Source organism: Pseudomonas nunensis (assembly GCF_024296925.1).
Taxonomy (GTDB): Bacteria; Pseudomonadota; Gammaproteobacteria; order Pseudomonadales; family Pseudomonadaceae; genus Aquipseudomonas; species Aquipseudomonas nunensis.
This window is the reverse complement of the sequence record NZ_CP101125.1, coordinates 6,437,549-6,461,504: the sequence shown is the minus strand read 5'-3', so window position 1 is coordinate 6,461,504 and position 23,956 is coordinate 6,437,549. Positions and strand designations below refer to the sequence as shown.

22 protein-coding genes and 1 pseudogene are annotated in these 23,956 nt (G+C 60.4%); 11 read left to right on the top strand and 12 right to left on the bottom strand.

Annotation, left to right across the window (positions count from 1 at the left end):
- Positions 1–91 precede the first annotated feature (91 nt).
- Both NK667_RS28420 and dadA read right to left on the bottom strand, forming a co-directional pair.
- Positions 92–445, bottom strand: a complete 354-nt coding sequence (locus tag NK667_RS28420; RefSeq protein WP_054048481.1) for a RidA family protein — start codon at positions 443–445, stop codon at positions 92–94.
- Entirely contained in the window at positions 417–1,721 is a 1,305-nt protein-coding gene (gene dadA, locus NK667_RS28415) for a D-amino acid dehydrogenase (protein ID WP_054048753.1), read from the bottom strand. Before dadA ends, NK667_RS28420 begins: the two co-directional genes overlap by 29 nt.
- A gap of 156 nt (positions 1,722–1,877) precedes the next feature.
- Here dadA and NK667_RS28410 point away from each other — a divergent pair, with 156 nt between their 5' ends.
- Positions 1,878–2,366: an Lrp/AsnC ligand binding domain-containing protein gene (locus NK667_RS28410; RefSeq protein ID WP_003177284.1), complete on the top strand. Its 489-nt coding sequence runs from the start codon at positions 1,878–1,880 to the stop codon at positions 2,364–2,366.
- A gap of 124 nt (positions 2,367–2,490) precedes the next feature.
- On the opposite strand, the gene NK667_RS28405 is transcribed toward NK667_RS28410, so the two are convergent.
- Positions 2,491–2,844 carry a YkgJ family cysteine cluster protein gene (locus tag NK667_RS28405; RefSeq protein WP_007947437.1) on the bottom strand — a complete coding sequence of 118 codons (354 nt, stop codon included), beginning with the start codon at positions 2,842–2,844 and terminating at the stop codon, positions 2,491–2,493.
- Between the two features lie 147 nt (positions 2,845–2,991).
- On the opposite strand from NK667_RS28405, the gene NK667_RS28400 reads away from it, so the two are divergent.
- Positions 2,992–4,284 (top strand): NAD(P)/FAD-dependent oxidoreductase, encoded by a 1,293-nt coding sequence (locus tag NK667_RS28400; RefSeq protein WP_054617034.1) that lies wholly within the window; start codon positions 2,992–2,994, stop codon positions 4,282–4,284.
- 134 nt (positions 4,285–4,418) lie between these two features.
- Here NK667_RS28400 and NK667_RS28395 read toward each other — a convergent pair whose 3' ends face one another.
- Positions 4,419–4,664: a DUF1127 domain-containing protein gene (locus tag NK667_RS28395; RefSeq protein WP_054048478.1), complete on the bottom strand. Its 246-nt coding sequence runs from the start codon at positions 4,662–4,664 to the stop codon at positions 4,419–4,421.
- Positions 4,665–4,843: 179 nt separating this feature from the next.
- Here NK667_RS28395 and NK667_RS28390 point away from each other — a divergent pair, with 179 nt between their 5' ends.
- Positions 4,844–6,274 (top strand): aminotransferase-like domain-containing protein, encoded by a 1,431-nt coding sequence (locus NK667_RS28390; protein ID WP_054617035.1) that lies wholly within the window; start codon positions 4,844–4,846, stop codon positions 6,272–6,274.
- On the opposite strand, the gene NK667_RS28385 is transcribed toward NK667_RS28390, so the two are convergent.
- From NK667_RS28385 to NK667_RS28375, 3 genes are all read right to left on the bottom strand, one after another.
- Entirely contained in the window at positions 6,271–8,691 is a 2,421-nt protein-coding gene (locus NK667_RS28385) for a fimbria/pilus outer membrane usher protein (RefSeq protein ID WP_236708651.1), read from the bottom strand. The two genes, NK667_RS28390 and NK667_RS28385, sit on opposite strands and share 4 nt — an antisense overlap.
- Complete coding sequence (locus NK667_RS28380) at positions 8,691–9,395, bottom strand: fimbria/pilus chaperone family protein (RefSeq protein ID WP_054617036.1); 705 nt, start codon at positions 9,393–9,395, stop codon at positions 8,691–8,693. Before NK667_RS28380 ends, NK667_RS28385 begins: the two co-directional genes overlap by 1 nt.
- Before the next feature lie 176 nt (positions 9,396–9,571).
- Entirely contained in the window at positions 9,572–10,222 is a 651-nt protein-coding gene (locus NK667_RS28375; protein ID WP_054617037.1) for a DUF1120 domain-containing protein, read from the bottom strand.
- Between the two features lie 282 nt (positions 10,223–10,504).
- Between NK667_RS28375 and NK667_RS28370 the strand changes: the two genes are divergently transcribed.
- Positions 10,505–12,073: a phospholipase D family protein gene (locus NK667_RS28370; protein ID WP_054617230.1), complete on the top strand. Its 1,569-nt coding sequence runs from the start codon at positions 10,505–10,507 to the stop codon at positions 12,071–12,073.
- Positions 12,074–12,245: 172 nt separating this feature from the next.
- On the opposite strand, the gene NK667_RS28365 is transcribed toward NK667_RS28370, so the two are convergent.
- Together NK667_RS28365 and NK667_RS28360 are read right to left on the bottom strand one after the other, a co-directional pair.
- On the bottom strand, positions 12,246–13,391 hold the full coding sequence (locus NK667_RS28365) for an MFS transporter (protein ID WP_054617038.1): 1,146 nt from the start codon (positions 13,389–13,391) through the stop codon (positions 12,246–12,248).
- A gap of 163 nt (positions 13,392–13,554) precedes the next feature.
- Complete coding sequence (locus tag NK667_RS28360; protein ID WP_054048467.1) at positions 13,555–15,048, bottom strand: aldehyde dehydrogenase; 1,494 nt, start codon at positions 15,046–15,048, stop codon at positions 13,555–13,557.
- 237 nt (positions 15,049–15,285) lie between these two features.
- Here NK667_RS28360 and NK667_RS28355 point away from each other — a divergent pair, with 237 nt between their 5' ends.
- Complete coding sequence (locus NK667_RS28355) at positions 15,286–15,648, top strand: cupin domain-containing protein (protein ID WP_054617039.1); 363 nt, start codon at positions 15,286–15,288, stop codon at positions 15,646–15,648.
- Positions 15,649–15,837: 189 nt separating this feature from the next.
- Here the strand turns inward: NK667_RS28355 and rpmG are convergent, their stop codons facing one another.
- A complete protein-coding gene (gene rpmG / locus NK667_RS28350; RefSeq protein ID WP_007894709.1) occupies positions 15,838–15,993 on the bottom strand; it encodes a 50S ribosomal protein L33 in 156 nt (51 codons plus the stop codon).
- A gap of 11 nt (positions 15,994–16,004) precedes the next feature.
- Positions 16,005–16,238 (bottom strand): 50S ribosomal protein L28, encoded by a 234-nt coding sequence (gene rpmB / locus NK667_RS28345; protein ID WP_007894701.1) that lies wholly within the window; start codon positions 16,236–16,238, stop codon positions 16,005–16,007.
- Positions 16,239–16,683: 445 nt separating this feature from the next.
- Here rpmB and NK667_RS28340 point away from each other — a divergent pair, with 445 nt between their 5' ends.
- On the top strand, positions 16,684–18,270 hold the full coding sequence (locus NK667_RS28340; protein WP_054617040.1) for an ABC transporter substrate-binding protein: 1,587 nt from the start codon (positions 16,684–16,686) through the stop codon (positions 18,268–18,270).
- 130 nt (positions 18,271–18,400) lie between these two features.
- Here NK667_RS28340 and radC read toward each other — a convergent pair whose 3' ends face one another.
- A complete protein-coding gene (gene radC, locus NK667_RS28335) occupies positions 18,401–19,075 on the bottom strand; it encodes a RadC family protein (RefSeq protein WP_054048462.1) in 675 nt (224 codons plus the stop codon).
- 135 nt (positions 19,076–19,210) lie between these two features.
- On the opposite strand from radC, the gene coaBC reads away from it, so the two are divergent.
- From coaBC to NK667_RS28310, 5 genes and pseudogenes are all read left to right on the top strand, one after another.
- Positions 19,211–20,419, top strand: a complete 1,209-nt coding sequence (coaBC, locus tag NK667_RS28330; protein WP_054048460.1) for a bifunctional phosphopantothenoylcysteine decarboxylase/phosphopantothenate--cysteine ligase CoaBC — start codon at positions 19,211–19,213, stop codon at positions 20,417–20,419.
- Positions 20,420–20,424: 5 nt separating this feature from the next.
- Positions 20,425–20,880, top strand: a complete 456-nt coding sequence (gene dut / locus NK667_RS28325) for a dUTP diphosphatase (protein WP_054048458.1) — start codon at positions 20,425–20,427, stop codon at positions 20,878–20,880.
- A gap of 349 nt (positions 20,881–21,229) precedes the next feature.
- Positions 21,230–22,606: pseudogene (locus NK667_RS28320) on the top strand (phosphomannomutase/phosphoglucomutase); the annotation flags it as partial.
- A 25-nt stretch (positions 22,607–22,631) separates the two neighbouring features.
- Positions 22,632–23,537, top strand: coding sequence for an acetylglutamate kinase (gene argB, locus NK667_RS28315; protein WP_054048454.1), 906 nt, complete (start codon positions 22,632–22,634; stop codon positions 23,535–23,537).
- Positions 23,538–23,728: 191 nt separating this feature from the next.
- Complete coding sequence (locus NK667_RS28310; RefSeq protein WP_054048452.1) at positions 23,729–23,941, top strand: hypothetical protein; 213 nt, start codon at positions 23,729–23,731, stop codon at positions 23,939–23,941.
- Positions 23,942–23,956 lie beyond the last annotated feature (15 nt).

Genomic DNA, 23,956 nt, shown 5'->3' with positions numbered 1-23,956 from the left:
GTCATGGGAATAAAAAACCGGCGCTGGCTGACGGCGTGAACCGCCAACAGCACCGGGAGAGGGATCGTTTCCAACAGGTCGTTGCGGCGCTTTACGGCAGCGCGGCAACTACCGACAACTCAACCAGGATTTCCGGTTCGCACAACTTCGACTCGACGGTGGCACGGGCTGGCGCGACGCCTTTTGGCAGCCACTTGTCCCAGACCGCATTCATGCCTTCGAAATGCGCGTCGATGTCTTTCAGGTAAATCGTCACCGACAGCAAGTGGTGCTTGTCGGTGCCGGCCAGATCGAGCAAACGCTCGATGTTGGCAAGCGTTTCACGGGTCTGCTGTTCAATCCCGGCGCTCATGTCATCGCCGACCTGCCCTGCCAGATACACCGTTCCGTTGTGAGCGACGATCTGACTCATGCGCTCATTGGTGAGCTGGCGCTGGATTGCCATGTTTTGCGGACTCCTGGATTTTGCGGCCATAACGGGAAATATCGAGGCCTTCGGCGCTGATCTGCGGGGTTTTCTTCGCCATTAGGTCAGCCAGCAAGCGACCGGAACCACAAGCCATGGTCCAACCGAGCGTGCCGTGGCCAGTGTTCAAGAACAGGTTGCTGAATTTGGTTGCGCCAACGATCGGCGTGCCGTCCGGGGTGGTCGGACGCAGGCCGGTCCAGAAACTCGCCTGGGCCAGATCACCGCCCTGAGGATAAAGGTCGTTGACGATCATCTCCAGGGTTTCGCGCCGACGCGGGTTCAGCGACAGGTCAAAACCGGCTATTTCAGCCATGCCGCCAACGCGGATGCGGTTGTCGAAACGGGTGATCGCGACCTTGTAGGTTTCGTCGAGAATGGTCGATGTCGGGGCCATCGCCGGGTTGGTGATCGGCACCGTCAGGGAGTAACCCTTGAGCGGATACACCGGGGCCTTGATGCCCAGCGGCTTGAGCAATTGTGGTGAGTAGCTGCCGAGTGCCAGGACGTAACGGTCAGCGGTTTCCAGCTTGCCGTCGATCCACACGCCGTTGATGCGATCACCGGCGAAGTCGAGTTTCTGGATGTCCTGGCCGTAACGGAATTCCACACCCAGTTTCACCGCCATTTCAGCCAGGCGAGTGGTGAAGATCTGGCAGTCACCAGTCTGGTCGTTTGGCAGGCGCAGGGCACCGGCGAGGATGTCGGTGACAGCGGCCAGGGCCGGTTCAACCCGAGCAATGCCGGCGCGGTCGAGCAGTTCGAACGGCACGCCAGACTCTTTCAGCACGGCGATGTCTTTCGCGGCGCCATCGAGTTGAGCCTGAGTGCGGAAGAGCTGCGTAGTACCGAGGCTGCGGCCTTCGTAGGCAATCCCGGTTTCGGCGCGCAATTCGTCGAGGCAGTCACGGCTGTACTCGGACAGACGGACCATGCGCTCTTTGTTCACTGCATAGCGGTTGGCGGTGCAGTTGCGCAGCATCTGCGCCATCCACAGGTATTGGTCGATGTCGGCGGTGGCCTTGATCGCCAGCGGCGCGTGGCGTTGCAGCAGCCACTTGATGGCCTTGAGCGGCACACCCGGCGCCGCCCACGGTGAGGCATAGCCCGGCGACACTTGCCCGGCGTTGGCGAAACTGGTCTCCATGGCCGCAGCCGGCTGCCGGTCCACGACCACCACTTCAAACCCGGCACGCGCCAGATAGTAAGCACTGGCGGTACCGATGACGCCGCTACCCAAGACCATAACGCGCATTTTCATATCCCTCATCGCGGCTTACCGCTGACGTGTGTTGTGCAGACCGAAGATGTGGGCAGTTTAAAAAAGATTAGCCAGTGCATTTCACTATATAAGTGCCTATATTTGGCGACAATTCTCGGCAAAAACCCTTTTCACGGAGGCGCATCCACTATGCGTACCAACACTCAGACCAAACGTGAGCTGGACAAGATCGACCGCAACATCCTGCGGATCCTGCAAGCGGACGGGCGCATCTCCTTCACCGAGCTGGGGGAAAAGGTCGGTCTGTCGACCACGCCTTGCACTGAGCGGGTCCGGCGCCTGGAACGCGAAGGGATCATCATGGGTTACAACGCCCGGCTCAACCCGCAGCATCTCAAGGGTAGTCTGCTGGTGTTCGTCGAGATCAGCCTCGACTACAAATCCGGCGATACTTTTGAAGAGTTCCGACGCGCGGTGCTGAAACTGCCCCACGTGCTGGAGTGCCATTTGGTGTCAGGGGATTTCGACTACCTGGTGAAGGCGCGGATTTCCGAGATGGCTTCATATCGCAAATTGCTCGGCGATATTTTGCTCAAACTGCCGCATGTGCGCGAATCCAAGAGCTATATCGTGATGGAAGAAGTGAAAGAGAGCTTGAGTCTGCCGATTCCGGATTGAGTTCAGCGGTGCCTGGGCGGACGTCTTCGCGAGCAAGCCCGCTCCCACATTGAAATGCGTTCCCCTGTGGGAGCGGGCTTGCTCGCGAAGGCCGCGCCTCGGTCCAACTGAATGAATACCGGATTTAAACCAACACCTGCCGGGTCGAAGCCATGTACTCATGAATCTGCTTCTCCACCCGCGGATGAATCAGCTCCACCGGCCCGCGCCCGTTGGGGCATGGCAAGGTTTTGGTGGTGCCGAACAGCCGACAGATCAGCGGCCGCTCGTCATACACGGTGCAGCCATTGGGCCCCAGGTGTACGCAATTGAGCTCGTCCATCGCCGCATCCTGCTCGGCGCGGGTCTTGCGCGGCAGGCGCGACATTTCTTCCGGCGAAGTCGTCACCGGACCGCAGCAGTCATGGCAGCCGGGCACGCACTCGAACGAGGGAATCTGCTGCCGCAGGGTGCGAATTTTCTGACTGTTGCAGCTCATCGAAGCGGTGACCAAAAGCGGAATAGAGCGCGATTCTGACGCAAAAGCCGCGATCCAGACAGCGCCGCCCGACCAATGTTGCCCGCGCCGGAAGGTCCGGCTTATGCTCCGTCAACTTTTTCAAACACCAGAATCAGGAACTCACGCATGAATGCCCCTGCCCGGCACACCGACTCTTACTACGCCGCCAGCAGCTTGCCGCAGCCCGATCACCCGGTGCTCCGGGGCGAATTGATTGCGGACGTGTGCGTGGTCGGTGGCGGGTTTTCCGGGTTGAACACGGCGCTCGAACTGGCTGAGCGCGGACTCAGCGTGGTGCTGCTGGAAGCGCACAAGATCGGTTGGGGCGCCAGCGGTCGCAATGGCGGGCAATTGATTCGCGGGGTCGGTCATGGCCTCGATCAGTTCGCCAATGTCATCGGTGCCGACGGCGTGCATCAGATGAAACTCATGGGTCTGGAAGCGGTGGAAATCGTCCGACAGCGAGTTGAGCGTTTTCAGATTGCCTGCGACCTGACCTGGGGTTATTGCGACCTCGCCAACAAACCTCGGGATCTCGAAGGTTTCGCCGAAGACGCCGAAGAACTGCGCGGCCTCGGTTATCGCTACGAAACCCGCCTGCTGCAAGCCAACGAAATGCATTCGGTGGTCGGCTCCGACCGTTACGTCGGCGGCTTGATCGACATGGGCTCCGGGCATTTGCATCCGCTGAACCTGGCGCTGGGTGAAGCGGCGGCCGCGCAGCAACTGGGTGTGAAGCTGTTCGAACAGTCGGCGGTCACCCGCATCGATTACGGTACCGAAGTGAAGGTCCATACCGCCCAGGGCACGGTCCGCGCCAAGACCCTGGTGCTGGGTTGCAACGCTTATCTCAATAACCTCAATCCCGAACTCAGCGGCAAAGTGCTGCCCGCCGGCAGCTACATCATCGCCACCGAGCCGTTGAGCGAAGAACAGGCCCACACCCTGTTGCCGCAGAACATGGCGGTCTGCGACCAGCGCGTGGCCCTGGATTACTACCGGCTCTCGGCGGATCGGCGCTTGCTGTTCGGGGGCGCTTGCCACTATTCAGGCCGGGACCCGAAAGACATCGCCGCGTATATGCGGCCGAAGATGCTGGAAGTGTTCCCGCAACTGGCCGGGGTGAAAATCGACTATCAATGGGGCGGCATGATCGGCATCGGCGCTAACCGCTTGCCGCAGATCGGCCGGCTCAAGGACCAGCCGAATGTGTATTACGCCCAGGCGTATTCAGGTCACGGGGTGAATGCCACGCACCTGGCGGGCAAGTTGTTGGCCGAGGCCATCAGTGGGCAGCACAGTGGTGGGTTTGATCTGTTTGCACAGGTGCCGCACATCACCTTCCCCGGTGGCCGGCATTTGCGTTCGCCGTTGTTGGCATTGGGGATGTTGTGGCATCGGCTTAAGGAGTTGGTTTGAAGGATTTTTGGCGTCTGTGGGGACGCCTTCGCGGGCAAGCCTCGCTCCTACAGGTCACGCGTCGTTCGTTGGATCAACGCTAACCTGTAGGAGCGAGGCTTGCCCGCGAATGGACCTAAAGAACACCACAGACTTCAGATCCGCCAGAAAGGTTTAAGCCCCTCCTCCAGCGCGTCCTCCCGACTCAACCCCACATCCCGCAGTTGCTCCGGGGTCAGGTTCAGCAACGCCTTGCGCGTGTGCAGACGATGCCAGAACAGATCCCAGCGATTCAGGCAGGACGGCGCGTTACGCATGCGCGCCTCACGGGTGCCGTGGTTCTGCCCTGCTGCCAGTTCCTGACTGTGTAACGTCAGCCGCACATCGCTCAAGCCGTTCATTTTGATTGCTCCTGTTTACTTGGGTAGCCAGAGGTTTCATCATGCGCGGACGGCGAAAAGCATTACAGATTCAAACAGAATGTATTATTTCCATACAGATTCACCGCCAAAAGCTCTGAATCCTGTATTTTTGCCCCATCTGTACTGGTTAACCGAATCACCTGCACCGAGGCAGCTTCATGACCCTTTACGTCAATCTCGCCGAATTGCTCGGCACGCGTATCGAACAGGGCTTCTATCGCCCAGGTGATCGGCTGCCGTCAGTGCGGGCGTTGAGTGTCGAACACGGCGTCAGCCTGAGCACCGTGCAGCAGGCTTATCGGGTGCTGGAAGACAGCGGATTGGCCACGCCGAAACCGAAATCCGGCTACTTCGTGCCGGTCAGCCGCGAGCTGCCGGAGCTGCCCGCCGTCGGCCGGCCTGCGCAGCGCCCGGTGGATATTTCCCAGTGGGATCAGGTGCTGGAGCTGATTCGCGCCGTGCCACGCAAAGACGTGGTGCAACTGGGTCGCGGCATGCCGGATGTCACCACGCCGACCATGAAACCGCTGCTGCGCGGGCTGGCGCAGATCAGTCGGCGCCAGGACATGCCCGGCCTGTATTACGACAACATCCACGGCAACCTCGAACTGCGCGAACAGATCGCCCGGCTGATGCTCGATTCCGGCTGCCAGTTGAGCGCCGCCGATCTGGTGGTGACCACCGGTTGCCACGAAGCGCTGTCCACCAGCATCCGCTCCATCTGCGAACCCGGTGACATCGTCGCCGTGGACTCGCCGAGCTTTCACGGCGCCATGCAGACCCTCAAGGGCCTGGGCCTGAAAGCCCTGGAAATTCCTACCGATCCGATCACCGGCATCAGCCTCGATGCGCTCGAACTGGCCCTGGAACAATGGCCGATCAAGGCCATACAGTTGACCCCCAACTGCAACAATCCCTTGGGCTACATCATGCCGGAGGCGCGCAAACGCGCGTTATTGAACCTGGCACAGCGCTTCGACGTGGCGATCATCGAGGACGATGTGTATGGCGAACTGGCCTACACCTACCCGCGTCCGCGCACGATCAAATCCTTCGACGAAGACGGCCGCGTGCTGCTCTGCAGTTCCTTTTCCAAGACCCTGGCACCGGGGCTGCGCATCGGCTGGGTAGCGCCGGGCCGCTATCTGGAAAGGGTGCTGCACATGAAATACATCAGCACCGGCTCCACCGCGCCGCAAGCGCAGATCGCCATCGCCGACTTCCTCAAGGGCGGGCACTTCGAACCGCATTTGCGGCGGATGCGCACCCAGTACCAGCGCAATCGCGACATGATGATCGACTGGGTAACGCGCTACTTCCCGGCCGGCACCCGTGCCAGTCGTCCTCAAGGCAGTTTCATGTTGTGGGTCGAGCTGCCAGAAGGCTTCGATACCTTGAAACTGAATCGTGCCTTGCACGACCAGGGCGTACAGATTGCCGTGGGCAGCATCTTTTCGGCCTCGGGCAAGTATCGTAATTGCCTGCGGATGAACTACGCTGCCAAGCCAACGGCACAAATTGAAGAGGCGGTGCGCAAGGTCGGCGCGGCGGCAATCAAACTGTTGGCAGAGACGGAAAGCGACCGCTAACCCGCCCGACAAACCACCTCAGCGGTGGCGTAAGACAGGGACGATCCGGGCAGCCGGGTAGCGTCGAGTTCAAGCTGACAGGGCCGATTATCCGGCAGCATCACCTGCAGTCGAACGTCATCCGGCGCATCGGCCAAGTAGACCAGGCCGGCGTCCACCACGCTGGTCAGGTACTCGCCCTGAGAGTCATGCACCGAAGCGCCTTTGGGCACCCAATCGCCCTCGGCCGTGCGCACATGCAGCATCAACCGGCGCACCGAGCCCACGCTGAAATCGAGTCGCGGCACTGCGCCGCGTCCGGCTTCGACTTCCTGATAACCGTTGAGCACGTCCAGGTGGCGCGGCAGGCTGACGGTGTCGATTTCGATCCGGCTGGTCTGGTAGGCCGGCAGGCTCGCCGCCACCGCCCGCCCACCGCCATCGGTCCAGACCGGGCCTTGGGGCGTGCTGACCTTGACCCCGGCCGCCTCGCCCACCTTGAGCAGGCCGAAGGTGTCGCGCAGCGGATAAGGCGATGCCGTCAGCCCTTTTTCATGGATCGCCACGCCGCCGCGCAGGGTGAGGTCGTAACTGCTGGCGCCCGAACCGCTGCGTGAATAACCAAGATCAACACTGGTGTAACGGGGCAAGGCATTGAGCCGCCCGTTGAAATCAGTCTGGCCCGTGTCTGAACGGTCTGCGCCGAGGCTGTAGCCCAAGGTGTCGCTGAGCTGTTCGGTGTATCGAGCGCCACTGCGCAGTCCGCTTCGCTGATCATGGCGCGCGTAAGTATTGAGGCTTCGGTTACGCCCAAGGGGCACGCTGAGGTTGGCATACAGGCCCGTGCCACGGGCGATATCACCGCTGTCGCGCTGCACACTCAACGAAAGGTTCGCACCACTGAACGCACGTGACCACGAGGTGCTGATGCGCGAGCGGTCCTGCCCGCCTGCCACGGTGTAGCGTGTCAACGAGCCGAAAAGCGCTCCCCATCGCAGGTCCGAATGGCTCAACGACGCGCCCCACTGACGTTCAGAACGACTACCGGACTCATCGGCAATCGCCTCCAATCCAGTATCAGCCAAGTGGCGAAACCCTCGACTGCGCTGACTCGCCGTCAGGCTGGCGGCTAATCCTAGGCTCAATGCCGTGCTGAACGTGGCTTGCAGTTCGCGGCCATGAGCACTTTGTGGCGTACGCGAACTCAGTTGCTGGAAACTCACCGCCGAGCTTCGCGTCAAGGCTTGCTGCAAACCCCAGCCCAAGGATTGGTATTGACCAGCCCCCATCAATCCGCTGCTCAACTGAGTCGCAGCTCCCCACTGCCAGTCCTTGCTCACCGCAAAGAATGACGGCGCCTCGCGCTCGTCCCCGTCAAACCGCCGCACCTTGCCTGCGGCAATTCCATAACCCGGTAACGCTCCGATACTGATCGGGCGTACGTTGGCCGCCGGTACGCGAAAATCACGCTGCTCGCCGTTCTCTTCAAAGACGCTGACTTCAAGATCCAGTCGATTGCTGAGCAACGGCAGGTCGCGCAGGGTGAACGGCCCGCTGGGGACGAGCGTGGTGTAGATCACCATGCCACTCTGGCGCACCTCGACCCGCGCCGGAGAATAAGCCACCCCTTGCACCGCCGTCCCGGCGCCCAGGCCTTCGCCGTTGCGCAATGCGAGGGCCATTTCCGGGAGTATCTGCAAGCCGGTGAAGGCTTCCCCGGCAAACAGCGATGAATGCATGTTGAGTTGGCCCAGTTGCACGTTGGCCTGAAAACGCTCCCAGGTACGCGAGGCCTGGGTGTACAGCGTTTCGAAACGCTCCACGCCCTGAAACGAGGTGTAGTTGTGTCGGCTGCGCACCACCCAGTCGCCGGCGTTGAAACCCAGTTCGGTGCCGAGGCTGCGGAATTGGCTGGATTGTCCGGCAGCAGAACTGGCGAGCAGCAGCGCGTCGTAGTTGAACAACCCGGCCATTCCGCCCGTGGACCAGGTTCGCGGGTGTGGCACTGACGGCAGCAACAGGTCGGTTGGCACCAACAATTTCACTTGTTGCTTGCCCGGGTCGAGCTGCACCTGTGCACCCTCCAGACCTTCGATGCTCCTTACGCACTGCGCAGCGTCAGCAATCGCGGGCAACTCCGATGGCGCGGCAATCGCGGCCTGATCAAGCAGATTCGCATCGAAGCACAACTGTCCCGCTTCATCGAACGTCGCCATGACGAGCCCTGAAGGTGCGCCATTAACCTGCAACGCCACGCGAGTTCGTCCCGCAGCAAAGCGTGGCGCGTGAGCAAAATGCCTGGCGACTTTCGGATCGATGCCACGCGCCTTGAGCACTGATTGATCGAACTCGGTGAGCGCCTCGCCCCAGGTAGTTTCCATCGCCAACATGACCAGCGCAAAGCCGCCGGCCTGATTCCAACCGCGGCTATGACTCACTACTGCAAGCTCAGCGGCGCATCGTAGTTACCGACGGCAAAGCCGTAGGTTGTCGCGGGAAACAACCGTACATGGGTGGCCAGGAGCGACGGCGCAGGGAGGCTCAGCACTTCCCCCGGCAGGATATAAGTGCGTCCCAGGTCCAGCGTCGCCCCACCGGGAATCAGGTTCACCGACCTGGCCAGCCGTACCACATAGGGGCTGGGATTACTGACCTGTACCTGGTTGCCGGCCCCCGTCCAGACCAAGCGCTTCCAGGGCATGCGTTCAACCGGAAGATTGGCCGGACGCAGGATGACCGGAATGTTCTGCCGGATCCCCAGGTTGACGTGTGCGCCACTCGTATCCTGTACGGGCTTGATGCCTTCCAGCACCACACGCTTGAGCCGCTCGGTTTTCAGGGGTTTGGCGCTGTGCAGGATGAATCGCACTTGCTGGCTCTGGCCCGGTTCGACCCGTGCCACTGGCGGGTTCAGAAACAACAGTGGCTCGTCGTCCTCGGCGATATGCTCGATGGAGCTGTACAACAGCGCGGGCTGATCGTCGGAATTCCTGACGTTCAGGGTCGACTCGCCCAACGCCTGGTCGACCACTACCACGGGGGTTTCGGGGATCATCCCGGCGGCCTGCGCGCTCGGAATCGTGAACGACAGGCACACAGCAGCGACAGCGCCAAGCGCCTTGAAAGATTTGAAGGGATACATGAAAGGCTCCAGAAGGCAGCGGCCGACGCTGTTGCAGTCAGCGTCGGCCAATACCCGGTGATGCAATGACGTCTGTTGATGACGGTTTTTCAGGCGAGCCGCCGCCCGGATTTGCACCAGGCAAACCCCGTCAATCAGGCAGGTTCAGAGCACAGTGACGCAGGGGTTGCGCCGGCTCAGAGGTAGTACACGTCAAACGTGACCGAACCATCGAGCAGGAACTCATCGGTGGTCGGTGGCAGCTCGGAGGTGGCGCGAATGGCCGCTGCCACTTTCATCGGGAAAGTGTGCAGACGTGCTGCGGCCGGGCCTGCTGACGCGTTTGGCCCCCATGAGTAAGAGATCGGCGCATTGGATACCAATCCGCTTACCGGAACACGCCATGCCGGATTGTTCGGCGAACGCACCAGGAACATTTGCGGGTTGCCATCGGTCAATGGTTGACCGGTCAACAGGCCGAAACCACCGATGCCGACGCCCTGGGTACTGCCCAAGCCGAAGTAAAGCGCATCATTGTTCCGGCCATTGAACGCGAGACCGGGCACCTTGGTCGCGCCACGATTATCAGTGACGGCGATTTCCACCGCTGCCGGCGCATCGCACGCAATCTTCAGGGTGATGTCCCTTGTAGGCAGGTTGTTTTGCGCGGCGGGGCTTAAGGTGGCGGAAAAGATTCGCCCCAGATCGACATTACTGCCGCCGGCAAAGGCCGGAATGCATGAGGTCGGTATAACCGTGCCGGAGACTGTCAGATCAACGCTCGCTGCCTGCACCGCCATCGGTGTCAGTGCAGCGGCGAAAACGCTTACCCAATACAACTTATTCATAATCACGTACCTGTGAAATTGTTGGAAACATGGACGCCCAGGCTGTGCCAGGAAAAAGCCACAGCCTGCCAACGGGTCCAATTCCCCGCCATCATTCCGGGTTTTGTAGGACTTTTATGTAGGAAAAGAAGGCAAATCGACGGGTTTTATCTACAGGCTTTGTAGTTCCTGAAGCTTCATGGAGAACCGTCCGACAACCAGGAGACTTCACGCCCTGCAAACGCGATGAATCCCTGTGACGTGCCATACTTCGGCCTTTGCAATCACCTGAGACGATCCGATTTGAGAGTCAGCCCGGCCCTGCCCTTCGCTCTGTTGCTCGCCTTGCTGCTCAATGGCTGTGCGAGCCTCGACGTCCCCCGTGAGCCCAGCCAGGCATTGCCGGCGGCGAGCTCGGCGTTCGGTCGCTCGATCCAGGCACAGGCCGCGCCCCATCAGGGGCAATCGGGCTTTCGCCTGCTCTCCAACAGCACCGAAGCCTTCATGGCCCGGGCCGAGCTGATCCGCAACGCGCAAACCAGTCTCGACTTGCAGTACTACATCGTCCATGACGGCATCAGCACGCGGATGCTGGTGGAAGAATTGCTCAAGGCTGCCGATCGCGGCGTGCGAGTGCGGATCCTGCTCGATGACACCACCAGCGATGGCCTCGACCAGGTCATCGCCACCCTGGCGGCCCATCCACAGATTCAGATTCGTCTATTCAACCCGTTGCACTTGGGCCGCAGCACCGGCGTGACGCGGACCATGGGCCGCTTGTTCGACCTGTCGCTGCAACACCGGCGCATGCACAACAAGCTGTGGCTGGCGGACAACAGCGTGGCCATCGTCGGTGGACGCAACCTGGGCGACGAGTATTTCGATGCCGAGCCCAACCTGAACTTCACTGACATCGACATGCTCAGCGTCGGGCCGGTCGCCGAGCAGCTCGGACACAGTTTCGACCAGTACTGGAACAGCGCCCTGAGCAAGCCGATCGACGAATTCCTCTCCAGTAAACCGACCGCCAAGGACCTGCAAAACACTCGCACGCGCCTTGAAGAATCCCTGGAGGAAACCCGCAAGCAGAACCACGCGCTGTATCAACAGCTGATGATTTACGACAAACACCCGCGCCTGGACATCTGGCGCCGAGAGCTGATCTGGGCCTGGAACCAGGCGTTGTGGGATGCGCCGAGCAAGGTGCTGTCAAAGGGCGAACTCGACCCGCAGTTATTGCTGACCACGCAACTGGCGCCGGAACTGAACGGGGTCAGCAAAGAACTGATCATGATTTCCGCCTACTTTGTGCCCGGCCAACCGGGGCTGGTGTACCTCACCGGACGTGCCGATGCGGGTGTCTCGGTCAGTCTGCTGACCAACGCACTGGAAGCCACCGATGTGCCGGCGGTGCATGGCGGTTATGCGCCGTATCGCAAGGCTTTGCTGGAACATGGCGTGAAGCTGTTCGAACTGCGGCGCCAGCCCGGCGCGGGGAGCGGCAGTGGCCCGCACCTATTCCGGCGCTCGGCCTATCAAGGCTCGGATTCGAGCCTGCACAGCAAGGCGATGATTTTCGATCAGCAGAAATCCTTTATCGGCTCCTTCAACTTCGACCCGCGCTCGGTGCTGTGGAACACCGAAGTCGGCGTCCTGGTCGACAGCCCCGAGCTGGCCGCGCACGTGCGCGAACTGGCCCTGCAAGGCATGGCGCCACCGCTGAGTTATGAGGCGAAACTGCAGAATGGGCAGATTGTCTGGGTGACCGAAGACAACGGCCAGATGCACACGCTGACCAAGGAACCGGGGAGTTGGTGGCGCCGGTTTAATGCGTGGATGAGCACCACTGTAGGATTGGAGCGGATGTTGTAATCAGATATTCACTGATTAACTGTGGCGAGGGGGCTTGCCCCCGTTGGGCTGCGAAGCAGCCCCAAAGTTAACGACATGATCTATCAGTTAGGTCGCGCTGAATGGTTTTACGACTGCTGCGCAGCCGAACGGGGGCAAGCCCCCTCGCCACACAAGCCCGCTCCCACAGGTTTTAGGCCGGCTCGGCCACTGCGCCAAACGCGCCTTGGCGCATCAACAGAATCACCAACCCCAACGCCCCCGCCGCCATCAGCAACGGCAGTGCATGCCCGCTGATCCACTGACTGCCGGCCCCGGCCGCCAACGGCCCGACCAGACAACCAATCCCCCACAGCTGCGCGATATGCGCATTGGCCCGCACCAGTGCATCGTCGCGATAGCGCTCGCCGATCAGGATCAGCGACAAGGTGAACAAGCCACCGGCACTCGCCCCGAACAGCACCCACAACGGCCAGATCAGCAACGTATCGAGCAGCAGCGGAATCGCCAGGCTCGAAACCAGCAGGACCACGGCGCACCCGGTGAACAAACTGCGCCGTGACAGTCGATCCGCTAAAGCGCCGATGGGCAGTTGCAACAGTGCATCGCCGACCACCACCGTACTCACCATCGCCAGGGCGATCTCGGCAGTGAACCCTTGGCGCAGGCAGTACACCGGCAACAGGGTCAGGATCATCGCTTCGAACGCAGCGAACAGCGACACCGCCCAGGCAATCGCGGGCAGGCCTCGGCAGAAGGTCCATAAATCGCCAAAGGTCACGCTGCTGGCTTCACTGCTCGGTGCGCCGCTACGGCCGAGCAACAGCAACGGTGCGGTCAGCAGCAAGCCGACGCCAACCCAGAAGCCGTAATCATGCTCGGTGCCCAACGCCCCCAGCAGCAACGGCCCGCCCAGTTGGCTCAGCGCATAACTGCTGCCATACAGCGCCACCAAGCGCCCGCGCCATTGCTCGACCACCAGTTGGTTGATCCAGCTTTCGCCGAGGATGAACACCAAGGTCAGGATCACTCCGATCATCAGCCGCAATACCAGCCAGATCGGGTAACTCGGCAACAGCGCCAACAACCCAATGGACACCGCGCCGCCCCACAGGCACAGGCGCATCAGATTGGCCGTGCCGAAACGCGCCGCCAGATGGCTGGAAATCTTCGCCCCCAGCAGCACGCCAATGGCCGGCATCGCCGCCATCACGCCAATCGCAAACGAGCCATAACCCCAGCTTTCCAGGCGAAACGACACCAGCGGCATGCTGACGCCCAGGGCCAGGCCGACACTCAAGACAGACGCCAACACGGCGAAATAAGTCGCCCAACGCATGTTCCACGCTCCTGTGGATATTATTTTCAGACGGCACAAAACAAATGTGGGAGCGGGCTTGCTCGCGAAGAGGCCAGCACATCCAACATCATCGTTGGCTGTTACGGCGCCTTCGCGAGCAAGCCCGCTCCCACAAGGGATCTACGTCGTTAAGGAAACCGACTTACAACTTGATCCAGGTCGCCTTCAGCTCGGTGTACTTGTCGAACGCGTGCAGCGACTTGTCGCGGCCGTTGCCCGATTGTTTGAAACCGCCGAACGGTGCAGTCATGTCGCCGCCGTCGTACTGGTTGACCCACACGCTACCGGCACGCAGTGCCTTGGCGGTCAGGTGTGCCTTGGAGATGTCCTTGGTCCATACCGCAGCGGCCAAGCCATACGGCGTGTCGTTGGCAATCGCGATGGCTTCTTCGGCGGTGTCGAAAGCGATGACCGACAACACCGGGCCAAAGATTTCTTCCTGGGCGATTTTCATCGCGTTGTTCACGCCGTCGAAAATCGTCGGCTCAACGTAGGTGCCACCGGTTTCCTGAAGAATGCGCTTGCCGCCGGCCACCAGTTTGGCGCCGTCGGTGTGACCGGACTCGATGTAGGACAGCACGGTATTCATCTGCTGGGTATCCACCAGCGCACCGACGTTGGTCGCCGGATCCAGCGGATTGCCTGGCTTCCAGGTTTTCAGCGCTTCGATCACCAGCGGCAGGAAGGTGTCCTTGATCGAACGCTCGACCAGCAGACGCGAACCGGCGGTGCAGACTTCGCCCTGGTTGAAGGCAATGGCGCTGGCGGCGGATTCAGCAGCGGCTTGCAGGTCCGGAGCATCGGCGAACACGATGTTCGGGCTCTTGCCGCCGGCTTCGAGCCAGACGCGCTTCATGTTCGATTCGCCGGAGTAGATCAGCAGTTGCTTGGCGATCTTGGTCGAACCGGTGAACACCAGGGTGTCCACATCGTTGTGCAGGGCCAGGGCCTTGCCGACGGTGTGGCCGTAGCCTGGCAGGACGTTCAGCACGCCTTTCGGAATCCCGGCTTCAACGGCCAGCGCAGCGATGCGAATGGCGGTCAGCGGCGATTTTTCCGACGGTTTGAGGATCACCGAGTTACCGGTGGACAGCGCCGGGCCGAGTTTCCAGCACGCCATCATCAACGGGAAGTTCCACGGCACGATGGCGCCAACCACGCCAACCGGCTCGCGAGTGACCAGGCCCAGTTGATCGTGCGGGGTGGCAGCGACTTCGTCGTAGATCTTGTCGATGGCTTCGCCGCTCCAGCTCAGGGCTTGCGCCGCGCCAGGAACGTCGATGTACAGGGAGTCGCTGATCGGCTTGCCCATGTCCAGGGTTTCAAGCAGGGCCAGTTCTTCGGCGTGCTGTTTGAGCAGGCCGGCGAAACGAATCATGGTGGCTTTGCGTTTGGTCGGCGCCAGGCGCGACCACACACCGGAATTGAAGGTGGCGCGCGCATTTTCCACAGCGCGCTGGGCGTCGGCGGCGTCACAGCTGGCAATCTTGCCCAGCAGACGGCCATCGACCGGGCTGATGCACTCGAAGGTCTCGCTGGAGACAGCATCGGTGTATTCGCCATTGATGTAGGCGCGGCCTTCGATCTTCAGGTCGCGAGCCCGCTGTTCCCAGTCGGCACGAGTCAGGGTGGTCATACGAGTGTCCTCCTCTTGTTGAATACGAGTGCCCCGCGTTTTTCGCGGGTGCTGTCAGGAATTCTGCCCGGCCAGCCTGCTATCGGCCCGAGGCACCTGCCACCCTAAACCAGTGGCCGGGGTTGTTTCAATATATTTGACACAAGGTCGGTAAACGGCCTTGCGGTGTTCATTTTAATAAACATAGACTTTGGCCTTTCCAGTCATCGCGCCGCAATCACGGGGGATTACAACAAAATGAACATCCAGGACGTCGTCGACTTCAGCCAGGCCGCCACCCAGCCCGATCGCTATCGGCCAGACCCGGCCAAAGTCCTCAAGGGCGACCCCGAGCAAGCGGTGTACAACCACTACAACAGCCCGTGCGGCCAGATGAGCGCCGGTGTGTGGGAAGGCGAAATCGGCCAGTGGCTGGTGAATTACACCGAGCATGAATACTGCGAAATCGTTCAGGGCGTGTCGGTACTGCGCGATAACGATGGCAACAGCAAGACCTTGCGGGTGGGTGATCGCTTTGTTATTCCAGCGGGCTTCAGAGGGACTTGGGAAGTGCTGGAGGCGTGCCGCAAGATTTATGTGGTGTTTGAACAGAAGGCTTGAGGGTTTGTGGATTTTGGTTGTCTGGGCCGGCCTCTTCGCGGGCAAGCCTCGCTCCTACAGTAGATAGCGATCCCTGTAGGAGCGAGGCTTGCCCGCGAAGGCATCCTGGCAGGCAACACATAACCCGCAGGCAATAAAAAAGGCCCGTATCTCGCGATACGGGCCTTTTTCATAAGTCGGAAAAATCAATTACTTGATTTTGCCTTCCTTGTAGATCACGTGCTTGCGAACAACCGGATCAAATTTCTTGATCTCGATTTTGTCCGGGGTAGTACGCTTGTTCTTGTCGGTAGTGTAGAAGTGACCAGTACCGGCGCTCGAAATCAAACGAATCAATTCACGCATGATTAGCTCCCTTAGATCTTGCCAGCTTTGCGGATTTCGGCCAGCACGACAGTGATGCCACGCTTGTCGATGATACGCATGCCTTTGGCAGATACGCGCAGACGCACGAAACGTTTCTCTTCTTCAACCCAGAAGCGGTGATGCTGCAGGTTCGGCAGGAAACGACGACGGGTTTTGTTGTTTGCGTGGGAAATGTTATTCCCAGTCACCGGACCCTTACCGGTAACTTGACATACTCTCGACATGCCTCAGCCCTCTAAAACCACATGCCCAACCCGGCATGGGTTGGCCGCTTAATCTCTCAGTCATTTGGCGCCAGGCGCCGCGTTTCTTTAGAGGTCTTACCGGCTACACCTACAGTGAAGGAACCGGGCCCCTAGAAAAGAGCGCTGCTTTATACCAGAAAGACCTCAGAGCAACAACATTCAGTGTGCGATGAATTCACAAAAACCCCGTTTTTCGGGCTACGAGCGCCTTGGACAAAGGCTGTCGTCGATGGCGACCGCTCGTCGCAGAGCATCGGCCAACACGCCAATCCGGGGCTTTGTGAAACCGCGCACACCCAAATAAGGCGCCTATAGTCGCCCCAAAATGAAAAAGGGGATAGTCATTTGCAAAAGAGCCCACTAGGGTAAGCCTTTTCCAGACTGCACTTGCAGATGGGCCTTCGATCTGTAAAGGAATCCGACCATGCGCCTCGCTGCCCTACCGCTGCTGCTTGCCCCACTGCTGCTGAGCCCTCTGGCCCATGCCGCCGCCCTGACCGTCTGCACCGAGGCCAGCCCTGAAGGGTTCGACGTGGTGCAATACAACTCGCTGACCACCACCAACGCCTCGGCCGATGTGTTGATGAATCGCCTGGTGGACTTCGATACCACCAGCGGCAAGGTGGTCGCCAGCCTCGCGGACAGCTGGGAAGTGACGCCCGACGGCCTGACTTATGTCTTCAAACTTCACCCACAGGTGAAATTCCACAAGACCGAGTACTTCAGCCCGACCCGCGATTTGAGCGCCGAAGACGTCAAGTTCAGCTTCGACCGCATGCTCGACCCGGCCCACCCGTGGCACAAAGTCGCCCAGAGCGGCTTCCCCCACGCCCAGTCGATGCAGCTGCCGGCGCTGATCAAGAAGATCGACGCCCTCGATCCGCTGACCGTGCGCTTCACCCTCGATCACCCGGACTCGACCTTCCTCGCCACGCTGAGCATGGGCTTCGCCTCGATTTATTCGGCTGAATACGCCGACAAACTGCTGAAGGCCGGTACTCCGGAGAAGCTCAACAGCCAGCCGATCGGCAGCGGTCCATTCGTTTTTACGCGGTTCCAGAAAGACGCGTCGATTCGCTACAAGGCCAACCCGGACTATTTCGGCGGCAAGCCGTCAGTGGACCCGTTGATCTTCGCCATCACCCCGGACGCCAACGTGCGTTTGCAGAAGTTGCGTCGCAACGAGTGCCAGATCGCCCTTTCGCCGAAGCCGCTGGACGTGGTGGCCGCCAAGCAGGAATCGACGCTGAAAGTAGAAAAGACTGACGCCTTCATGACCGCTTTCGTCGGCATCAACAGTCAGCATCCGCCGCTGGACAAGCCGGAAGTACGCCAGGCGATCAACCTCGCCTTCGACAAAGCCAACTACATCAAGGCTGTGTTCGAAGACACCGCCGAAGCGGCCAACGGCCCTTACCCGCCGAACACCTGGAGCTACAACAAAGGCTTGCCGGGTTACCCGCACGACGTAGCGAAGGCCAAGGCATTGATGGCCAAGGCCGGGCTCAAGGATGGCTTCCAGACCACCATCTGGACCCGCCCTTCCGGCAGTTTGCTGAACCCCAACCCAAGCCTCGGCGCCCAACTGCTGCAGTCTGATCTGGCGGAAATCGGCATCCAGGCCGAAATCCGCGTGATTGAATGGGGCGAGCTGATCCGTCGCGCCAAGGCTGGCGAGCATGACCTGCTGTTCATGGGCTGGGCCGGCGACAACGGCGACCCGGACAACTTCCTCACGCCGCAGTTTTCCTGCGCCGCAGTCAAGTCCGGCACCAACTTCGCCCGTTACTGCAACCAGGACCTGGACAAGCTGATCAGCGCCGGCAAGACCACCAGCGAGCAAGGCGTGCGTACCAAGCTGTATGAACAGGCTCAGGCGCAGATCCAGCAACAGGCACTGTGGCTGCCGCTGGCGCACCCAACGGCGTTCGCGTTGACGCGCAAGGATGTCGAGGGTTACTCGGTGAGTCCGTTTGGCCGCCAGGACTACTCGAAGGTCAGCCTGAAGTAACCGCCCCACCTCCCGTAGGAGCTGTCGAGTGAAACGAGGCTGCGATCTTTTGATCTTGAAAAATCAAAGTCAAAAGATCGCAGCCTCGTTTCACTCGACAGCTCCTACGGGGGAGAAGGCTTGCTAAGGCTTACATCCACCCATACTCCGCCATCGACAGCGGCTCACCATCCCCGACGATGAAGTGATCAAGCACCCGCACATCGACCAGCTCCAACGCTTCTTGCAAGCGCTTGGTCAGCATTCGGTCGGCCTGGCTGGGGTCGGTGTTGCCCGACGGGTGGTTGTGGCACAGGATCAGCGCAGCGGCGTTGTGCGCCAGGGCGCGTTTGACCACCTGCCGTGGATAAACGCTGGTGCTGTCGATGGAACCGCGAAATAGCGCTTCAAACGCCAGTACCCGATGCTTGGAATCCAGAAACAGACAGCCGAACACCTCATGGGGCTCATGGCGCAGCATTGCCTTGAGGTAATCACGAACAGCCTGCGGGTTTTCCAACGCCGACTTCTGCCGCGAATGCTCCGCCAAATGCCGTCGACCCATTTCCTGGGCCGCCTGCAATTGAGCGAACTTTGCGGGCCCGAGCCCTAATTGTTCGCTGAATGTTTTTTGATCAGCCTCCAGCAACGAACGCAGGCTGCCAAACTGACTTAACAAGTGTCGTGCCAGGTCTACCGCGCTTTTGCCGGAGACGCCTGTACGTAAAAAAATCGCCAGTAACTCGGCGTCCGAAAGACTCGCCGAGCCCAACTCTAGCAACCTCTCCCGCGGCCGTTCCGCCGCCGGCCAATCACGAATACTCATAACACCTCCCTGGTCTGTGGGCGCCGCTGTTCCGTAGCGGTCGCTGTGATATCGTAGCCCATCTTTTTTGCGGGCGATTTCACTCCTGGGGAGGGGGTTCGCCTTGCAGTCATCAACGAAATGAAAGGCAGACCTATGCAGCGGCTGTATCGGAAACGCATCGTTCTGGGCGTCGGCGGCGGTATTGCTGCCTACAAGAGCGCCGACCTGGTTCGCCGCCTGATCGACCAGGGCGCCGAAGTGCGCGTGGTCATGACCCGTGGCGGCAGCGAGTTCATCACCCCGCTGACCATGCAGGCCTTGTCCGGCCACCCGGTTCACCTCGACCTGCTGGACCCGGCGGCCGAAGCTGCCATGGGCCACATCGAGCTGGCCAAATGGGCCGACCTAGTGCTGATCGCCCCTGCCACCGCGGACTTGATCGCACGTCTGGCCCAAGGTATCGCCAATGACCTGCTGACCACGCTGGTGCTGGCCACCGACGCCGTAGTCGCCGTGGCCCCGGCCATGAATCAGGCCATGTGGCGCGACCCGGCCACCCAAGCCAACCTGCAACTCCTCGAAAGTCGCGGCATCAAGTCCTTCGGCCCAGCCTCCGGCAGCCAGGCCTGCGGCGACGTCGGCATGGGCCGCATGATGGAAGCCACCGACCTCGCCCAGTGCGCCGCCGACTGCTTCCAGCGTCAGGCGCTGACCGGCAAGCACGTGGTCATCACCGCCGGCCCGACCCAGGAAAACATCGACCCGGTGCGCTACATCACCAACCACAGCTCCGGGAAAATGGGCTTTGCCCTGGCCGAAGCGGCAGTGGAAGCCGGCGCCCGCGTGACCCTGATCAGCGGCCCGGTGCACTTGCCGACCCCGGATCGCGTCACGCGCATCGACGTGGTCAGTGCCCGCGACATGCTCGCCGCGTGTGAAGCCGCGATCCCGTGCGACGTGTTCATTTCCTCGGCAGCGGTTGCGGACTACCGTCCGGAAGTCGTCGCCCCGCAAAAATTGAAGAAAGACCCTACGAGCGGCGACGGCTTTGTCCTGCAAATGGTGCGTAACCCAGACATTCTGGCCACCATCGCCACACGCCCTGATCGTCCGTTCAGTGTCGGTTTCGCCGCCGAAACCGAACACCTGCTCGATTACGCAGCGCGCAAGCTGAAAGACAAAAACCTCGATTTGATCGTCGCCAACGACGTCGCCAACCCGAGTATTGGCTTCAACAGCGAAGAAAACGCCTGCAGCGTGATCGACCGCCAGCTCCACGCCACCGTTTTCGCCCAGACCAGCAAGAGCAAGATTGCTCGCCAGCTGATCACTTTTATCGCCGACCGTCTGAACCAGGTTTAATTTACATGCACGCTTTGCAAGCCAAGATCCTCGACCCCCGCATCGGTACCGACTTTCCGCTGCCGCAGTACGCCACCCCTGGCTCCGCCGGCCTCGACCTGCGCGCCATGCTGGAAAAAGACACCGTGATCAAGCCGGGCGAAACCCTGCTGATCCCCACCGGCCTGTCGGTCTACATCGGCGATCCGGGCCTGGCGGCGCTGATCCTGCCGCGCTCCGGCCTGGGCCATAAACACGGCATCGTGCTGGGCAATCTGGTCGGTTTGATCGACTCCGATTATCAAGGCCCGCTCATGGTTTCGTGCTGGAACCGCAGCGACAAGGATTTCACCCTGGAAGTGGGCGAGCGTCTGGCTCAGCTGGTTCTGGTACCCGTGGTTCAGGCGCACTTCGAGATGGTCGAAGAGTTCGTCGAAACCGAGCGCGGTGCCGGCGGTTTCGGTCATTCGGGTAGCCATTGATCCGATAAATACACCTTTGTGGCGAGCGAGCTTGCTCGCGCTGGGCTGCGTAGCGGCCCCAAATTTCGGTGAGTGCTGCGCACTCAAGCGGGAGCAAGCTCCCTCGCCACAAGTGCTTTATATGCTCGAAATTGCACAGCCGTCATCTGGAAGGTTTACCACTGAAAATCAAGGGATTGGCCGGTCAAGTGCGCGCTGAAACCGGGGTCATGGCCTTTGCACACCACGAACTCTCTGTGGAAAACGCCGTCATACCCTTCAGTTTGTGCCTGCCAACGAGTTATTCCCGGACAGGTCCAGTCACTTTCGAAATGGAGCATTTCCACAGATGAACAGCCCAGCCCAAGTCGCACCCAAGTTCCCCGACAGCATCTTCCGCGCCTACGATATTCGCGGCACCGTCCCGGAATTCTTGAACGGTGAAACCGCTTACTGGCTCGGCCGCGCCATCGGCGCCCAAAGTCTGGCCCAAAACGAACCGAACGTTTCCGTTGGCCGTGACGGTCGCCTGTCTGGCCCGGAACTGGTCGAGCGCCTGATCCAGGGCCTGGCCGACAGCGGTTGCCACGTCAGCGACGTCGGCCTGGTGCCTACGCCTGCGCTGTACTACGCCGCCAACGTATTGGCCGGCAAGTCTGGTGTGATGCTGACCGGCAGCCACAACCCGTCGAACTACAACGGCTTCAAGATCGTCATCGCTGGCGATACCCTGGCCAACGAACAGATCCAGGCCCTGCACGAACGCCTCAAGACCAACAACCTGAGCAGCGGCAAGGGCAGCATCACCAAGGTCGAGATCCTCGATCGCTACAACACCGAAATCGTCCAGGACATCAAACTCGCCCGCCGCCTGAAAGTGGTAGTCGATTGCGGTAACGGCGCGGCCGGCGTAATCGCCCCGCAACTGATCGAAGCGCTGAACTGCGAAGTCATCCCGCTGTTCTGCGACGTCGACGGCAACTTCCCGAACCATCACCCGGACCCGGGCAAGCCTGAAAATCTCGTCGACCTGATCGCCAAGGTCAAGGAAACCAACGCTGACCTGGGCCTGGCCTTCGACGGCGACGGCGACCGCGTCGGCGTGGTGACCAACACCGGCAGCATCGTCTTCCCCGACCGCCTGCTGATGCTGTTCGCCCGCGACGTGCTGGAGCGCAACCCGGACGCCGAGATCATCTTCGACGTCAAATGCACCCGTCGCCTCACGCCATTGATCAAGGAATACGGCGGTCGCCCGCTAATGTGGAAGACCGGTCACTCGTTGATCAAAAAGAAAATGAAACAAACCGGCGCCCTGTTGGCCGGCGAAATGAGCGGGCACATCTTCTTCAAGGAGCGCTGGTTCGGTTTCGACGATGGTATTTACAGCGCCGCGCGGCTGCTGGAGATCCTCAGCAAGGAAAAATCCACTGCGGAAGAGCTGTTTGCGACCTTCCCGAACGATATTTCTACGCCTGAAATCAATATCCATGTGACCGAAGAGAGCAAATTCAGCATCATTGATGCATTGCACGACGCGAAGTGGGGCGAAGGCGCTGACCTGACCACCATTGACGGCGTGCGAGTCGACTACGCCAAAGGCTGGGGCCTGGTGCGCGCGTCCAACACCACACCGGTGCTGGTCCTGCGTTTCGAGGCTGATGACGAGGCTGAATTGCAGCGCATCAAGGACGTTTTCAAAGTCCAGTTGAAGCGTGTTGCACCTGATCTCCAACTACCGTTTTGATTGAACGATCCACCCGGAGCCCTGAATGACCCTCGAACGCGAAGCCGCCGCCAACACCGCCAAGGTCCTGTCCGAAGCGCTGCCTTACATCCGCCGCTATGTCGGCAAGACGCTGGTGATCAAATACGGCGGCAACGCGATGGAAAGCGAGGAGCTGAAAACCGGCTTCGCCCGCGACATCGTGATGATGAAAGCCGTGGGCATCAACCCGGTGGTGGTTCACGGTGGCGGTCCGCAGATCGGCGACTTGCTCAAGCGCCTGTCGATCGAGAGCCACTTCATCGATGGCATGCGCGTGACTGACGCGCAGACCATGGACGTGGTGGAAATGGTCCTCGGCGGCCAGGTCAACAAGGACATCGTCAACCTGATCAACCGTCATGGCGGCAGCGCCATCGGCCTGACCGGTAAAGACGCCGAGCTGATTCGTGCGAAAAAGCTCACCGTGACGCGCCAGACGCCGGAGATGACCCAACCGGAAATCATCGACATCGGCCAAGTAGGCGAAGTGGTCGGCATCAACACCGATTTGCTGAACTTGCTGGTAAAAGGCGACTTCATTCCGGTGATCGCGCCGATCGGCGTGGGCGCCAACGGCGAGTCGTACAACATCAACGCTGACTTGGTGGCCGGTAAAGTGGCTGAAGCGCTGAAAGCTGAAAAGCTGATGCTGCTGACCAACATCGCCGGCCTGATGGACAAGCAAGGCACGGTCCTCACCGGCCTGACCACCCAGCAAGTCGACGACCTGATCGCCGACGGCACGATCTACGGCGGCATGCTGCCGAAGATCCGTTGCGCGCTGGAAGCGGTTCAGGGCGGCGTGGGAAGCGCCCTGATCATTGATGGCCGGGTGCCGAATGCGATTCTGCTGGAGATCTTCACCGATACCGGTGTGGGTACTTTGATCAGCAATCGCAAGCGCCCCTGATTCCAGAAAAACAAAATATCGCAGCCTTCGGCAGCTCCTGCAGGTGTACTCAACGCCTTGTAGGAACTGACGGAGGCTGCGATCTTTTTTTGCTTATAGGAAATGCCTGACGCTGGCGCGGGAAGCGTCCGACATCGCCAAAGAAGGAATCTGCCTAGGATCTTCCGTGTACCCCACAGGAGATCTTCCCCATGCAAAAAGTTTACGCACCCAATGGAAGCGACGTGTCCGCAGGCACGTACGAATGCGCCGATTGCGGTTACGAATATTCCAATCAATCGAAAAAATCCTTGCCTCCTTGCCCGCAACGCCTGGATTCCGTGCACTTGAAAAACGGCTGGAAAATCCTGACTGGCCAAGGTGACGCAGAGGAAGACCCCTACCCGAAGAAGTCCGGCAAGTAATCGCGGAGGACTGAG

What these genes read in the sequence shown, in the direction of transcription:
- NK667_RS28420 (WP_054048481.1), bottom strand. Translation starts at nt 445, where the DNA reads ATGGCAATCCAGCGCCAGCTCACCAATGAGCGCATGAGTCAGATCGTC.
- dadA (WP_054048753.1), bottom strand. Translation starts at nt 1,721, where the DNA reads ATGCGCGTTATGGTCTTGGGTAGCGGCGTCATCGGTACCGCCAGTGCT.
- NK667_RS28410 (WP_003177284.1), top strand. Translation starts at nt 1,878, where the DNA reads ATGCGTACCAACACTCAGACCAAACGTGAGCTGGACAAGATCGACCGC.
- NK667_RS28405 (WP_007947437.1), bottom strand. Translation starts at nt 2,844, where the DNA reads ATGAGCTGCAACAGTCAGAAAATTCGCACCCTGCGGCAGCAGATTCCC.
- NK667_RS28400 (WP_054617034.1), top strand. Translation starts at nt 2,992, where the DNA reads ATGAATGCCCCTGCCCGGCACACCGACTCTTACTACGCCGCCAGCAGC.
- NK667_RS28395 (WP_054048478.1), bottom strand. Translation starts at nt 4,664, where the DNA reads ATGAACGGCTTGAGCGATGTGCGGCTGACGTTACACAGTCAGGAACTG.
- NK667_RS28390 (WP_054617035.1), top strand. Translation starts at nt 4,844, where the DNA reads ATGACCCTTTACGTCAATCTCGCCGAATTGCTCGGCACGCGTATCGAA.
- NK667_RS28380 (WP_054617036.1), bottom strand. Translation starts at nt 9,395, where the DNA reads ATGTATCCCTTCAAATCTTTCAAGGCGCTTGGCGCTGTCGCTGCTGTG.
- NK667_RS28375 (WP_054617037.1), bottom strand. Translation starts at nt 10,222, where the DNA reads ATGAATAAGTTGTATTGGGTAAGCGTTTTCGCCGCTGCACTGACACCG.
- NK667_RS28365 (WP_054617038.1), bottom strand. Translation starts at nt 13,391, where the DNA reads ATGCGTTGGGCGACTTATTTCGCCGTGTTGGCGTCTGTCTTGAGTGTC.
- NK667_RS28360 (WP_054048467.1), bottom strand. Translation starts at nt 15,048, where the DNA reads ATGACCACCCTGACTCGTGCCGACTGGGAACAGCGGGCTCGCGACCTG.
- NK667_RS28355 (WP_054617039.1), top strand. Translation starts at nt 15,286, where the DNA reads ATGAACATCCAGGACGTCGTCGACTTCAGCCAGGCCGCCACCCAGCCC.
- rpmG (WP_007894709.1), bottom strand. Translation starts at nt 15,993, where the DNA reads ATGCGTGAATTGATTCGTTTGATTTCGAGCGCCGGTACTGGTCACTTC.
- rpmB (WP_007894701.1), bottom strand. Translation starts at nt 16,238, where the DNA reads ATGTCGAGAGTATGTCAAGTTACCGGTAAGGGTCCGGTGACTGGGAAT.
- NK667_RS28340 (WP_054617040.1), top strand. Translation starts at nt 16,684, where the DNA reads ATGCGCCTCGCTGCCCTACCGCTGCTGCTTGCCCCACTGCTGCTGAGC.
- radC (WP_054048462.1), bottom strand. Translation starts at nt 19,075, where the DNA reads ATGAGTATTCGTGATTGGCCGGCGGCGGAACGGCCGCGGGAGAGGTTG.
- coaBC (WP_054048460.1), top strand. Translation starts at nt 19,211, where the DNA reads ATGCAGCGGCTGTATCGGAAACGCATCGTTCTGGGCGTCGGCGGCGGT.
- dut (WP_054048458.1), top strand. Translation starts at nt 20,425, where the DNA reads ATGCACGCTTTGCAAGCCAAGATCCTCGACCCCCGCATCGGTACCGAC.
- argB (WP_054048454.1), top strand. Translation starts at nt 22,632, where the DNA reads ATGACCCTCGAACGCGAAGCCGCCGCCAACACCGCCAAGGTCCTGTCC.
- NK667_RS28310 (WP_054048452.1), top strand. Translation starts at nt 23,729, where the DNA reads ATGCAAAAAGTTTACGCACCCAATGGAAGCGACGTGTCCGCAGGCACG.